This window comes from Allobosea sp. 05L423 (genome assembly GCF_056397745.1).
This window is the reverse complement of sequence record NZ_JBFTOA010000028.1, coordinates 1-14,293: the sequence shown is the minus strand read 5'-3', so window position 1 is coordinate 14,293 and position 14,293 is coordinate 1. Positions and strand designations below refer to the sequence as shown.

At 62.0% G+C, this 14,293-nt stretch carries 12 protein-coding genes and 1 pseudogene; 11 read left to right on the top strand and 2 right to left on the bottom strand.

Annotation, left to right across the window (positions count from 1 at the left end; all coding sequences use genetic code 11):
* Positions 1-306: 306 nt before the first annotated feature.
* A complete protein-coding gene (locus AC1DNE_RS28775; RefSeq protein ID WP_441473682.1) occupies positions 307-1,719 on the top strand; it encodes a M20 family metallopeptidase in 1,413 nt (470 codons plus the stop codon).
* 512 nt (positions 1,720-2,231) lie between these two features.
* On the opposite strand, the gene AC1DNE_RS28770 is transcribed toward AC1DNE_RS28775, so the two are convergent.
* Positions 2,232-2,438 (bottom strand): hypothetical protein, encoded by a 207-nt coding sequence (locus tag AC1DNE_RS28770; RefSeq protein ID WP_441473683.1) that lies wholly within the window; start codon positions 2,436-2,438, stop codon positions 2,232-2,234.
* 600 nt (positions 2,439-3,038) lie between these two features.
* On the bottom strand, positions 3,039-3,521 hold the full coding sequence (locus AC1DNE_RS28765; RefSeq protein WP_441473684.1) for an alkaline phosphatase family protein: 483 nt from the start codon (positions 3,519-3,521) through the stop codon (positions 3,039-3,041).
* Positions 3,522-3,860: 339 nt separating this feature from the next.
* On the opposite strand from AC1DNE_RS28765, the gene AC1DNE_RS28760 reads away from it, so the two are divergent.
* From AC1DNE_RS28760 to AC1DNE_RS28715, 10 genes and pseudogenes are all read left to right on the top strand, one after another.
* The gene (locus AC1DNE_RS28760) at positions 3,861-4,178 is read left to right on the top strand and encodes a carboxymuconolactone decarboxylase family protein (protein WP_441473685.1); all 318 of its coding nucleotides are present in this window, start codon (positions 3,861-3,863) and stop codon (positions 4,176-4,178) included.
* Positions 4,179-4,394: 216 nt separating this feature from the next.
* A pseudogene (locus tag AC1DNE_RS28755) lies at positions 4,395-4,554 on the top strand (IS6 family transposase); the annotation flags it as partial.
* 179 nt (positions 4,555-4,733) lie between these two features.
* On the top strand, positions 4,734-5,756 hold the full coding sequence (locus tag AC1DNE_RS28750; RefSeq protein WP_476765770.1) for an ABC transporter substrate-binding protein: 1,023 nt from the start codon (positions 4,734-4,736) through the stop codon (positions 5,754-5,756).
* 82 nt (positions 5,757-5,838) lie between these two features.
* Entirely contained in the window at positions 5,839-7,425 is a 1,587-nt protein-coding gene (locus AC1DNE_RS28745) for an ABC transporter permease (RefSeq protein WP_476841340.1), read from the top strand.
* A 10-nt stretch (positions 7,426-7,435) separates the two neighbouring features.
* Entirely contained in the window at positions 7,436-8,533 is a 1,098-nt protein-coding gene (locus AC1DNE_RS28740) for an ABC transporter ATP-binding protein (RefSeq protein WP_476765768.1), read from the top strand.
* A 21-nt stretch (positions 8,534-8,554) separates the two neighbouring features.
* Positions 8,555-9,787: a phosphopentomutase gene (locus AC1DNE_RS28735; protein ID WP_476765767.1), complete on the top strand. Its 1,233-nt coding sequence runs from the start codon at positions 8,555-8,557 to the stop codon at positions 9,785-9,787.
* Positions 9,788-9,945: 158 nt separating this feature from the next.
* Entirely contained in the window at positions 9,946-11,271 is a 1,326-nt protein-coding gene (locus AC1DNE_RS28730; RefSeq protein WP_441473689.1) for an NAD(P)H-dependent oxidoreductase, read from the top strand.
* Between the two features lie 3 nt (positions 11,272-11,274).
* The gene (locus AC1DNE_RS28725; protein ID WP_441473690.1) at positions 11,275-12,306 is read left to right on the top strand and encodes a thiamine pyrophosphate-dependent dehydrogenase E1 component subunit alpha; all 1,032 of its coding nucleotides are present in this window, start codon (positions 11,275-11,277) and stop codon (positions 12,304-12,306) included.
* The gene (locus AC1DNE_RS28720) at positions 12,306-13,304 is read left to right on the top strand and encodes an alpha-ketoacid dehydrogenase subunit beta (RefSeq protein ID WP_476841339.1); all 999 of its coding nucleotides are present in this window, start codon (positions 12,306-12,308) and stop codon (positions 13,302-13,304) included. Before AC1DNE_RS28725 ends, AC1DNE_RS28720 begins: the two co-directional genes overlap by 1 nt.
* 2 nt (positions 13,305-13,306) lie before the next feature.
* Positions 13,307-14,293 (top strand): dihydrolipoamide acetyltransferase family protein (locus AC1DNE_RS28715; RefSeq protein WP_476841338.1); only part of this gene is annotated, 987 nt, incomplete at its 3' end.

The following is a 14,293-nucleotide window of genomic DNA, read 5'->3' as shown; positions in this document are numbered from 1 at the left end:
GATGTGCGCGGTTGAACACGTGCTGGCAATGAAGGCCCGCTATCAGGCAGGCAGCCAATTTCCGCTTTTGGCGCAAGGGAAGCCCTGAACGCGGGAGCAGATAATGGCAAGCTTCCCGAGTTTCGGAGGGCGCGCGTAAACGCGATCGGCCTGCAACATTCGCCCATTCTTCGGAGCAAAATTCGGCCGTTCTGCCGCCCGCCTTGTAGTAGCTTCTCGCGGCTGAGGCAGCCGACGCCGGAGCAACGCGGCTGACGACGGCCTTCAGCGGCCCATGCGGGCGCGGATGCATCTCGGGAGAAGACTGTGCAGAATACCGATAAGATTTGGACGATCGTCGATTCAAAGCAGGCGGACTACATCGAGCTGAGCGACCGCGTCTTTGAAATGCCCGAGCTCAACTACCGGGAGGTCAAGTCGGCCGCGGCCCATGCCGAGCAGCTTCAGCGCGAGGGATTTCGCGTGGAGACAGGCATCGCCGGATTGCCGACCGCCGTCATGGGCGAGGCGGGAGAAGATGGCCCGGTGATCGCCATCCTCGGCGAATACGATGCGCTGCCGGAGCTGTCGCAGGCTCCCGGCGTCTCCGAGCACCAGCCGCTTCCGAACCAGCCGGCCGGTCATGGCTGCGGCCATAACCTGCTGGGAGCCGGTGCCATGCTGGCGGCCGCGGCCGTCAAGGATTTCCTTGCGGAGCGTGGGCTCAAGGGCCGTGTCCGCTACTATGGCTGCCCGGCGGAGGAAGGCGGGGCTGGCAAGGCGTTCATGGTCAAGGAAGGCGCCTTCAAGGATGTCGACATCGCGATTTCATGGCATCCGGCGGATTTCGCAGCGGTGACCGCGGCCATGTCGCTCGCCAATACAACGATCGACTTCGAGTTCTCCGGTCGCGCCAGCCACGCCGCCGCAGCGCCGCATCTCGGCCGTTCAGCACTAGACGCCGCGGAGCTGATGAATATCGGTGTCAACTACATGCGCGAGCACATGCCATCCGATGCCCGCATTCACTACGCCTATCTTGATGCCGGCGGCATTGCGCCGAACGTCGTGCAGGCCAAGGCCAGGCTGCGCTACGTCGTGCGCGCGACGATGGTCTCCCAGGTGCACGAGCTCCTTGCCCGCGTTCGGAAAATCGCCGAAGGCGCGGCGCTGATGACCGAGACCACTGTCACCGATGAGGTCGTCAGCGCGATGAGCAACCTGCTGGCGAACACACCTCTCGAAGAGGCCATGCAGCGCAATTTCGATCGCCTCGGTCCGCCTCCGTTCGATGGGGACGACGTCGCCTTCGCCCGGCGCATGCAGAAGACCGTGACGCCTGCACATATCGAAAGCGCTTTCCGCCGCTCGGGTTTGCCGGTGACCGATTTCCCGCTCTGCAACGCGATCGCGCCTAAGGAGGTGCCGGGACCGCGGATGATGGGCTCGACCGATGTCGGTGACGTCTCCTGGGCAGTGCCAACAGTCCAGGCGCGCGGTGCGACCTATACGATTGGGACGCCGGGCCATTCCTGGCAGTTGACGGCTCATGGCCAGTCACCCTTGGCGCACAAGGGCATGGTTCACGTCGCGAAGGTCATGGCGGGCGTCGCCGTGGACGTGCTCGTCGAACCGGGGCTGTTGGAACAAGCTAAGGCCGACTTCCAGGAGCGTCTGGTCCGGACGCCCTACAAGGCGCTCCTGCCGGACGATGCCAAGCCGCCTTTCCACATGTTCTGACGAATGGGAGATCGATGGCCGGGTCGACTTTTGGTCGGGCCATGCCCAAGCGCTTAGGCGAGTTCGCCAATTGCCGGCCCCGAAACTCACTAGGACCTGTGCTGTAACAGCATTCTGGAGGTCCGCTTGCGGACAGGATGTTAACGAGCTCCGACCATGTAACTTCTGATCTATCGAGGCATTTGCTCTTTCTTCGTGCTTCTGCCCGACTCAGCAGTCAGGCGCGATGCTGAAAAATAGCCGAGGCGATCGGTATCACGGCGAATGTTGACCGGCTGGAGGCTTGGTACAGGCAGGCACCAGACGACAAGGTAGGCCTCGGACGGCTGATGATCGAGCAAGCTGGGCTGCCGGAGGCCTGGTTCAAACTGCAGCGATTTCGACCTGCGCCCGATCTCATGGAGGTCCAAATTCTTTAACGCGCTTTCGCGGGATCGTTCGGCCGCCAGAGTAGGGGGCGTCCTTGTCTTCCGAGACATAGTCAAGTGCGGCGATGCAAGAGGCAATTTGGTTCAGCGTGTCGCCCGCCGCGTCTCCCGCACGACCGTTGGCGCTGTAACAGCACCTGCTGCTCCGCCGACAACCGCGCCAACCGGGCCGCCCACTGCGGCGCCGGTGCCGGCTCCGACCGCGGCTCCGCCGACGCGCTGCTCGGTCGTGCTACAGGCTGTCGCGGCGATCGCGGCTGCGAAGAGCAGAGCTAAAGTCAGTGCATTCATGGCGTATCCTCCTTGGGCCATGAACACATGCCGAGGGGCGCAGTTCCTCAAATAAGAATGGCCCGATCCCCTTCAAACCGCTCTGTTCGACAAGGATGCAGCAGCCTCGAAGCCTTACACCTTCTCGGATTGGCAAAGCCGCTCGGCCAGTGAAAAGATTTCCGACTGGATATCCAGTCTCGCCCGGCCACAGGTTTGAACCCGCTCTTTCCCCATTTGCGGGGCGAAAGCGAACGCTCAGCGTGGTGATGCTAACGTCCGCTTCCTGGAGGCCAGCCAATGTCCGGAAATGGGGCGCGGATCGGCAGAAACTGAGCGTGCCGCCGAACCTAAGCTCCCAGTCATTCGCCGCCATAGGGGCGGCGATCGAAGTTTGGCCCAAAGCGGCCACCTGCAATGTCCGCTCGGGGGCTAGCCCGATCGTGCGAACGGTAAGGCAACGAACCGGCCCGTAACGTCCCCCGCAGCGTCAGCTGATTTCTGGCTCCGTCTGCGACACTGAAATGAGCCTCACGCCTCGCAACGGCCTTCGGGGGATTGTGAGGCCTGTCAGCCCAGCCGAGCCAGTTGCCATGCGGTGAACTGTCGGTTCAGTCGGCTCTATTTGCTTCCAGCCGACGTCTGCGTCAACGCCTCCATGGCTTGATCCACGGTGAAGCTCGTGGGTCTCTGCCGGGGTGGGAAGTCCTTGAACGACGCCAGGGTCTGCGCAATGATATTCTGCGCCGGAACCGCGATGAACGCCCTTCGATACCACCAGTCGTTGTATCCCATGCCTTCCTGGGCGCGCTCGCCGGGGTCGATGCTGAGATCGAAAAAGATCGGTGCCCGCAGGGTCGTAAAGGGACGGCGCCAGACGTCGATGCCGGTCGCTTCCTGGATCATAAAATGGATCTTGATGTGCTCATAGCGCAGTGCGAGCAAGTCTCCGTCGTCGCTGAAGTAGAAGAACTCCTTGCGCGCGGTCTTCGGGCTCTTTCCAGAGAGGTATTCCACCTGATTATAGCCGTCGAGGTGCACTTTGAAGCTCTTGCTTCCGGCATTATGGCCAGCAAGCGCCTTCTCCGACCTTCCGCGCTTCATCGATCAGGCCTACAATGCAGACCGACGGCACTCCGCGCTCGGTTATCTCAGCCCGCAGCAGTTCGAGGATCAACACGCCCGCCTCACGGTCAAATCCGCAGCTTGATCCTGTCTACCCGCAGGGGTGCACTCCAAAACACACGCCTGTGGCCGTCTACCAGTCGCGCATGCCTTCTTACAGCGGCTACCGCTGGCGTGGAGGGCGCTCCAACGATACACGCTGAAAGTCACGGTTGCACCGGTTGCTGACGATGCACCGATTGCCATAAACCGTTCGCAGCAGAAATGGCGTCAAATTGATATTATTGAACAGATTCAAATCGGGGTGGGGGGGTGGCAATGACGGCCAGTTCACGCGTAAGTAATGCGTTTCAGACATTCTTGACCGACGCGCCTGATCATCAGAAGGCGTGGCTTGAAGCTGTCGAGAAACTTGGAACGGCATCGGCTTTAGATGCGAAAACAGAGGCGCTCGTTTACATTGGCATCCTAGCAGCCACACGCTTGGACAGCGGCCTGCCTTTTCACGTTGCCCAGGCGAAAGGCCATGGCGCTAGCCGGAATGAAATAGTGAGCGCCGTTCTTGCCGGTTTGCCAGCCGCAGGAAACGTGGTCATACAATCACTGCCAGTTGCGCTTGCCGAATATGATCGATGAGTGCACTAGTTTGATCTTCAATAGCTTTCGTATAAAGCGCCACTGCGGTCTTTGATGTGGCGAGATCGGGCTAGTCTTTGACATACCATTTGATTACCGTGCCCGACGGAAGCATCCGGAATACCTTCACGTTGACCGCATAGAACCCGTCGACGGCATTGTCACGTTAACTTCGGCCTAGCACCAGCCTTGTAGGTGGGTTCGCATAAGCCTGCCCTGCGTACCTACAAGCGCCATCGTTTCCCGCCCGCGATCATCGCCCATGCGGTGTGGCTGTACTTCCGCTTCCCGCTGAGCCTTCGACTGGTCGAGGAGATGCTGCTGCAGCGCGGCATTTGCCGTTTCCTCCGAGACGGTTAGGCGCTGGTCGCTGAAGTTAGTGCTTGATTATTAGGGACGCCCGCCATGGATTTCTAAGTGCTTAGTTTGCTGGAAAGTGAGGTGCATGCCCCCCAGCTGACGGGACCAACCAGTGCTTAAGGCTGAGGCTGCTTGACAAATAAGTGACTGAACAAATATTCCTTGCGCAACAATAATGTTCAAGGAGGGAATCTGATGAAATTGAATCGCCGGCGGTTCGCGGGCGGCCTTTTAGGCACGACCCTGCTCCCCGCTTTCGCCGCCCAGGCGCAGGTTAAGAAATTGACCGCCTATATGGGGCCGCCTGAGCCGACATGCGCGGCGTTGGCAAAGGATTTCGAGAGTAGCTCGGGCATCTCGACCACTTTCCTCCGCCTATCCGCGGGAGAGGCCGTGAACCGGATCCGTGCCGAGCGCGCGCGCCCGCAGGCCAGCGTGCTTTACGGCATCGGCTTGCCCTCGATGATGACATTGAAGAGCGAGGGGTTGCTGCAGCCCTACAAGCCGAAGGGCGTCACGGACATCCCGGCGAAGCACGTCGATCCGGAGGGCTACTGGACCGGCATCGACGTCGATTTCATTGGCATCGCCTCGAATAAGACTTTTCTCAAGGAGAAGGGCCTCAAGGCGCCGACCAGTTGGGAGGACCTGACCAAGCCGGAATTCGCCGGGCAGATCTGCATCGGCAGCCCTGCGACGTCCGGCACCGGCTACACCTTCCTGGCGACCGTCCTTCAATTGATGGGCCAGGAAAAGGGCTGGGATTATATCAAGCGCTTCAATACCAACGTTTCGCAATACACCCGTTCGGGAATTGGTCCGACCCAGCTTGTCGGCCGTGGCGAAGTCGGCGTCGGCATTCTTTTCGCGCACGATATCCTCGGCAGCATGCACAAGGGCTTCCCGCTGGAGATGACACTACCGAGCGAGGGCACGGGTTACGATCTGTTCTGCGCCGTCATGCTCAAGGATGCGCCGGAAGCGGAAGCCGCCAAGGCATTCCTCGACTGGGCGGTGACACCCGCCTCGCAGGAGATCCTGGCTGCGTCGGAATATTTCGACATGCCGACCAACTCCAAGGCCAAGGTCCATGATCTCGTGAAGCCGTTCGCCAGCGCCAAGCTGATCGACTTCGATTTCGACTGGGCCGGTAATTCGGAAACGCGCAAGACGATCATCGCGCGCTTCCAGAACGATATCCTCGCGGGGCGCAAGTGAGCCAATGACGTCCGTTGCGCCTGCGGGCATGGCGGAGGGAACGCAACGTCGGGATTGGACCCTTTATTGGGTCTTTCCCGGCGTGGCAGTCTTCGTCTTCATCTTCACAGCCTATCCCATGCTCGACCTGCTGGCCCGGGCATTCACGACCGACGGGCGCTTCTCCCTGGCTTCGCTGACGGGAACCGTCGCCGATCCCTATAATCGCAAGGTTTTCTGGAACACGCTGCTGCTCGGCGCAACCGTCGCGGTGCTCGGCACGGTTCTCGCGACGCTCTATGCCTATACCATCGCCCGCGTTGCCATACCCGGCAAGAAGATCTGGCACTTCTTCGCGTTGCTACCGACGATCTCGCCGCCTATTCTGATGGCACTTGCCCTGATCATGCTTTACGGCCGCCGCGGCCTGATCACGCATGAATTGTTGGGCGTGCAGACAACCGGGCTCTACGGATTTACCGGCCTCGTCGTCGCGCAACTGATCTCATATTTTCCGTTCGCCTATCTGCTGATGCTGAATCTTTTCCGCGGGCTCGATGCCTCGCTGGAGGAGGCTGCCTCGACCATGGGGGCGAATGGCTGGAACGTGCTGCGAACGGTCAGCCTGCCTCTCCTCGTGCCGGGTCTGGCAGGGTCGATGCTGCTGATGTTCAGCTACTCCTTCGCGGACCTTGGAAACCCCCTCCTGCTTGGTGGCGATTTCCCGGTCCTGTCGTCTCAGATCTATCAGACCATCATTGGCATGTACGATATTCCGAAAGGGGCGGCGCTGGCAGTGCTGCTGCTTTTGCCCGCTGTGCTGATGTTCTTTGCGCACAAGGCGCTGACGGCGCGGATGTCCTTCTCATCGGTCGGCGCCAAGGGCTCCAGCCGGCATCGCGAAGTGCGCCATCGGGGTGTTCAGTTCGCCGCGCTCGTTTTTGTCGGTGTGATCACCCTCGTGATCTGCCTGCAATACGCGACAATCCTGGCTGGCGCATTTACCCAGCTATTCGGGATCAACTACAGCTTCACAACGAAACATTTCGTCGCTGCACTGACCAAGTCGCGCGGCGCGCTCATGGACACGCTGCTGCTAGGGGTCGTCGCGTCCTTCCTGTCCGTGACGATCGGCCTGCTGATCGCCTGGGTCGTGGCCCGCACGCGTGCGCCAGGCCAATCGCTTCTCGATTTCGTGGCCAATTTGCCGCTGGCCATTCCCGGGACGGTCATCGGCCTGGCCTTCGGACTGGCCTTCAACGCTCCGCCCTTGATGCTGACCGGCACGGCCGCGATCATCATCGCCGCCTTCGTCGTCCGCTCGCTGCCGTATGGCATCCGTTCCGGCGTGGCGGCGCTGAACCAGATCAATCGGACGTTGGACGAGGCCTCCACCACCATGGGGGCGACCTCGGGCCAGACGCTGTGGCGGATTCTGCTGCCCATCGTACAGCCGGCGCTGCTCGCCGGCATGATCTTCTCCTTCACGCGCAGCGTCACCACGCTCAGCGCCGTCATCTTCGTGGTCTCACCCCATTGGTCTCTGGTTACACCGACGATCCTCTCGCAGATGGATCGCGGTGACGTCGGCGAGGCCGCCGCTCTCAGCGTCATCGTCGTCCTGATGGTGCTTGCGGTGATTCACGGTGTGCCACGGCTGCTCGGCAGCGACTGGCGCGAAGCACGCTAGGAATACCGATATGCAACAGACACTCGCCAAGGCCCTCGCAATCCGCAATCTCGACAAATCTTACCCGCTTGGCCGCGGGCGGCGTCTGCCGGTCGTGACGGATTTCAACCTCGATCTTGCACCTGGCGAGTTCGTCACCCTGTTGGGCCCGTCGGGTTGCGGCAAGACCACCGTGCTGCGAACCCTCGCAGGCTTAGAAGATTTCGAATCCGGCGAGATCCTGCTCGACTCCCGCTCGATCGCGCGGCTGCCGGCCCATCACCGCCGAATCGGCCTCGTTTTTCAGAACTACGCGCTGTTTCCGCATATGAGCGTGTTCGAAAATGTCGCCTATTCGTTGCGGCTAAGGCGCGTCGCCGAGGCGACTGTCCGCAGCGAGGTTGCTACCGCGCTCGCTGCGGTGGGATTGGACGACTATGGGCCACGTCTGCCCGGCCAGCTCTCTGGCGGCCAGCAGCAGCGTGTCGCCGTGGCGCGAGCTCTTGTCATGCATCCGGACCTGCTCCTCTTTGACGAGCCACTCTCCAATCTCGATGCCAAACTGCGCGTGCAGGTGCGCTCGGAGCTGCGCCGGCTGCAGCGGCGGCTCGGCACGACGGCACTGTTCGTGACCCACGACCAGGACGAGGCAATGAGCCTCTCCGATCGTATCGCGGTCATGAAAAGCGGGCGGATCGAGCAGGTCGGTGCGCCGGAGGAAATCTACGCCCGTCCGGCCACACTCTTCGTCGCCCAATTTGTCGGCAAGGTGAACGCACTGCCTGCAGGCGTGGTCGGCGAGCCGAACGGGAAGGTCGAGATCGAGCTTCTGGGAACCCGCGTGCGAGCTCCCGTTCCAAGCGCGACCTTCCCCAAAGACGTGCTGGCGCTTCTGCGGCCGGAGGCGATTACCCTCGGCCAGCCGGGCGAAGGGCTTCCTGGCCGTGTCGAGGAGATCGAGTATCTCGGCGACCTGACGGAATACCGGGTTCGCGTTGGCGATACGGTCTTGACGGCCGTCCGGTCTGCGCTCGGGGATTCGTGGAGGATCCGCGAGGGCGATCAGGTGGGGGTCGGCTTCAAGGAACAAACCATCCATCTGCTGCCGCGCAGCGACTCGAACGCCTGAAGGGCCGCGACGGGATCAGCCATGACAGGCACAACACCCTCCTTCGATCGTGTCATCATCCTCGTCCTCGACGCGCTCGGCATCGGCGCGCTTCCGGATGTGCACCTTGTCCGTCCCAATGATGTTGGCTCCAACACGCTGAAACACGTCGTCAGCGCGGTGGGCGGGCTTTCGCTGCCGAACCTGGAACGTCTCGGTCTCGGCACCGTCGCACCGGGGTCCGGCCTCAGGGTCGACCCTGCTCCTATCGCGGTGCATGGCATGTGCAATCTCGGCTACAAGGGCGCCGACACTTATCTCGGCCATCAGGTCATCATGGGCTCGCGCGTGCCCGACGTGCCGGAAGAGCTGTTCGATGCGGTGAGTGCCGATGTAGCTGCGGCGCTGCGGCGGGCCGGGCATCATGTCGAACCGGCGGGAGATGGGCTTTCTGCCCTGTTCGTCGATGGCAAGATGATCTGCGGGGACAATCTCGAGAGCGATCCGCTGCAGACCTATCACTGCGTCGGCTCGATCGAGGACATGGCCTACGAGGATATCGTCAAAGTCGGTGAGATCCTGCGTTCGGTGGCACGGGTGCGCCGGGTCGTCGTGATGGGCGGCTACGGTTTCCACGCCGCCGACATCCGCCATTGCACGGAGCGCCGGCCGACAGGTCAGTGCGGCGTCAACAATGTCGCGCTTGGCCTCTACACCAGCAACTACGTGGTGCGGCATCTGACGCGCGGCACCACGCCGGACGTTCAGGTCCCGACGATCCTGAAAAAGGCGGGCTATGAGGTCGAACTTCTCGGCAAAGTTGCCGACGTCATTACATGCGAAGGCGCACACAAGGAGCCGCATGTTCTGACACAGCCGGTGCTCGATGCGACCTACGCGTCGATGGCGCGTGTCCGCTCCGGGCTCATCGCGATCAACATCCAGGAGACCGACCTGGCAGGCCATGACGAGAGCGCCGAGCGCTATGCCGCCTGTCTGCGGCTAGCCGACGAGGGCATCGGCAACATGATGTCGATAATGAGTTCGCGGGATTTGCTGATCGTCACGGGCGATCACGGCAACGATCCCACGATCGGCCATGACAAGCACACCCGCGAGTTTACTCCCCTGCTTGTCTGGACGCCCGGTATCAAGCCCAAGGGCATCTTCATGCGCGACAGCCTGTCAGACATCGCGGCGACGACCGCCGAGATCTTCTCGGTAGCGGCGACAGAGATCGGCACGAGCTTTCTGGACGATATCGCAGTGGACTGATCGCAGGCGCAGGTCGGCGAAGCGGTTCTTGGCGCTTTGGCAAATGACACGATGGACGCCTTTGCATGCGCCAAAAATGAACATTATTATCAAATAAGCACCAAATGTACGAATCTGTGCTGATTGGTCAGCCCGATGATTCGAATAGGAGAAGCTCAATGGGCAGCAATGTCGCACCAACCGGACTGACTCGTGATCTCCTGGCACGTGCCGAAAGTGGGCGCCCGATCCGCATTGGCCTAATAGGTTCCGGCGAAATGGGCACGGATATCGTGACCCGCGTCGCGCATATGTCGGGCGTGACGGTTGGCGCCATCTGCGACCTCAATATCCCCGCCGCACGGAAAGCCGTCGAGATCGCCTATCAGGAGGACGGTCATTACCGTGACGCGTCCGACCAATCCGGGCTGAACGCAGCGATGGAAGCCGGTAAAGTCGCGGTGACATCCGACCCCGGGTTGATCCTCAACAGCGGCCTGATTGATGTCGTCATCGACGCCACCGGGGTGCCATCGGTTGGCGCCGAGATCGGGCTGGCCGCGATGGAACACGGCAAGCATCTCGTGATGATGAACGTCGAGGCGGACGTCACCATCGGCGCCTATCTCAAGAGTGAGGCAGACCGGCTCGGCGTCACATACTCTCTCGGCGCCGGCGACGAGCCCTCTTCCTGCATGGAGCTGATCGAGTTCGTCACCGCGATGGGGCATCCGATCGTGGCAGCCGGAAAGGGCAAGAACAATCCGCTCAATTTCGACGCCGTCCCGGACGACTATGCCGAGGAGGCCGCGCGCCGGCACATGAACGTCCGTATGCTCGTCGAGTTCGTCGATGGCTCGAAGACGATGGTCGAAATGGCCGCGATCGCCAATGCGACCGGCCTAATTCCTGACAAGCCCGGCATGCACGGCCCCGCCGCCACCTTGGACCAGCTGACCTCGACCTTGATTCCGGAGAAGGACGGCGGCGTACTCTCGCGCGTCGGCGTCGTCGACTATTCGATCGGCAAGGGGGTCGCGCCTGGCGTCTTCGTCGTCGCGGAGATGTCACACCCGCGCATTTCCGAGCGCATGGAAGACCTGAAGATGGGAAAGGGTCCCTACTTCACCTTCCACCGGCCTTATCATCTGACGTCGCTGGAAGTCCCGCTGACCTGCGCGCGCGTCGTTCTCTACGGCAAGCCGGACATGGTGCCACTCGCCCGGCCGGTGGCCGAGGTCTGCGCGCTTGCCAAGAAGGATCTGCAGCCTGGCGACCGGCTCGATGCCATCGGCGAGTACGCCTATCGCGCTTGGATTATGACCGCTGACGAGGCTCGCGCCGAGCGCGCCATCCCCTGCGGCATGCTCCAGGGCGGCACGGTCACCGCGCCCATCCGAAAGGGAGAGATGCTGACCTACGCGAATGCGGCGGTCGCGGAAGGCTCGAAGCTCGCCGCCCTTCGCGCCCGGCAGGATGCGCTCATCTACGGCAAAGGAGCCTGAAACATGACGGATCCCCAAGACGTGCCTGCCGCGGCAGGTGGAACCAATCTGCCGTTCCTTTACCGGCAATACCCGCGCGAACAGCTGCTCGACGCGCTGCGGCGCATGCATCTGATCCGCCGATTCGAGGAAGCCGCCGAAGAAAGCTACATGCGGGGCCTGATCCACGGCACCATGCATCTCTCGATCGGCCAGGAGGCCAGCGCGGTTGGCATCTGCCTGCCGCTGACCCGCGATGACCAGATTACATCGACGCATCGCGGCCATGGCCATTGCATCGCGAAAGGCGCCGAAGTGAAGCGAATGTTCGCGGAGTTCTTTGGCAAGACAACCGGCTATTGTGGCGGCCGGGGTGGCTCGATGCACATCGCCGACGTCTCTACAGGCAATCTCGGCGCGAATGGGATCGTCGGCGGCGGCATCCCGATCGCCGTCGGTGCCGCTCTAACGGCCAAGCGTCTGCGCACAGGGAAGGTCGCAGTCTCGTTCTTCGGTGATGGAGCGAATAACGAAGGCGCTTTCCATGAAGCGCTCAACATGGCCTCGGTCTGGAAGTTACCGGTCGTTTTCGTCTGCGAGAACAACGGTTACGGCATGTCGACATCAACCGAGCGCTCGACCGCTGTTCCCAACATCGCCGACCGTGCCGCCGGCTATGCCATGCCGGGCGTCATCGTCGACGGCAACGACCTTTCCGCGGTGGCGGAAGCTTCCCATGACGCCGTGGAGAGGGCCCGCCGTGGCGAGGGGCCTAGCTTGATCGAGTGCAAGACCTATCGCCATCGCGGCCACTCCAAAAGCGACCGGAACCGCTATCGCACCAAGGACGAGATCGAGGACTGGATGGCCAATCGCGATCCGATCGCGCGCTACGAGGCGCAATTGATCACGTTCGGCATCGCTTCTGAGGCAGAGCTCAAGGACGTTCGCCAAACCGTGGAGGTGGAGATCGCTGCGGGTATCGATTTCGCGAAGGCGAGCCCCATTCCCGCGGCGATTGACCTCGCCGATTACGTTTATACGGAACAACAGTGATGGACACCCAGGTCAGGGAGTTGAGCTATTCGCAGGCGATCCAGGAGGCGATGGCGATCGCGCTGGAGGCCGACGAGCGTGTCGTCCTGATGGGCGAGGATATTGGCGTCTATGGTGGAGCCTTTCAGGTCACCGGAGATCTGATCGAACGCTTCGGGCCTGAGCGCGTGATGGACACGCCGATATCAGAGCTCGGTGGCGCTGGCGTCGCAGTCGGCGCAGCCGTGACGGGTCTTCGGCCGATCTTCGAGTTTCAGTTCTCGGATTTCGCGACGCTCGCCATGGAGCAGATCGTCAATCAGGCTGCGAAGATGCGCTACATGCTCGGCGGAGCGGTCTCGGTGCCGGTGGTCATGCGCTTCCCGGCCGGGTCGGGGACCGGCGCCGCCGCGCAGCATAGCCAGAGTCTGGAAGCCTGGCTCGGTCATGTTCCGGGTCTGAAGGTCGTTCAGCCGGCGACGCCACACGATGCGAAGGGCATGCTGCTCGCCGCAGTCGCGGACCCCGACCCCGTGATGATCTTCGAGCACAAGCTGCTCTACAAGATGAAGGGGCCGGTTCCCGAAGGCCATTATACCGTGCCGATAGGCAAGGCTGCGATCCGTCGCGCCGGGACGGATCTGACCATCCTCGCCACCTCGATCATGGTGCACAAGGCGCTTGAGGCCGCTGAGATCCTGGCTGCAGAGGGGATCGACGTCGAGGTCGTCGACTTGCGCAGCATTCGTCCGATGGACAATGCGACGATCATCGCCAGTGTCATCAAGACCCACAGGCTGCTCTGCGTCTACGAGGCGGTGAAAACGCTCGGCATAGGCGCCGAGATCAGCGCGATGATCGCCGAAAGCGAGGCCTTCGACCGCCTTGATGCGCCTATCGTGCGACTGGGCGGCGCGGAAACACCTATTCCCTACAACCCCGATCTAGAGAAGGCCGCCGTTCCTCAGGTTCCCCGGATCGTGGAGACAGCGCGGGATCTCGTCCGGGGAGTACGCTGATCATGCCCGTCGAAGTCATTTTACCGAAGGTCGACATGGATATGTCGACCGGGCGCATATCGAAATGGTTCTTCGCGGACGGGGCGAAGGTCGAGAAGGGCGACGTGCTCTTTGAGATCGAGACCGACAAGGCGGCTATGGAAGTCGATGCGCCGGCTGGTGGTGTCTTGCGCGGCATCACAGGCAAGGAAGGCATCGACATTGCCGTCGGATCGACTGTCGCATGGATCTACAAGGATGGGGAAGCTCATGGCGCCGTTGCGGAGGCTGCTGCCGTCGTGGCTGAAAACGGCGTCTCGGTAGCATTGGCCAAGCCTGGGCCTGCAGCCGCTTTGCTAGAGCAGCCCCTAACCGATGGAACTGCCTTCGATGGTGATGTGCGCGCGACCCCGCTCGCTCGCCGCATCGCCAAGGACGCCGGGCTCGATCTTGCCGCCATCAACGGCTCCGGTCCGCATGGCCGCATCGTCGAGAAGGATGTCGAGGCAGCCAGGAAGGGCGGCGGAGCCAAGGCTGCCCCGGCAGCTGCACCTTCTGCCGCTCCGGCTGCGCCCAAGCCCGCCGCCGCGCCGCTTGCCACCGGCCCCTCCGACGAGCAGGTCAAGAAGCTGTTCGAGCCGGGCTCCTATGAGGAGGTTCCGCATGACGGCATGCGCAAGACGATCGCGCGCCGCCTGACCGAGGCCAAGCAGACCGTCCCGCATTTCTACGTCACCGTCGATTGCGAACTCGACGCGCTGCTCAAGCTGCGCGCGGAGCTCAATGCTGCAGCGCCGGAGAAGGACGGCAAGCCGGCCTACAAGCTCTCGGTCAACGACATGGTGATCAAGGCACTGGCGCTGGCGCTCAAGGCCGTTCCGGATGCGAACGTATCCTGGACCGAGAACACGATGCTCAAGCACAAGCATGCCGATGTCGGCGTCGCCGTCTCGATTCCGGGCGGTCTGATCACGCCGATCATCCGCGATGCCTGCCACAAGACCACAAGA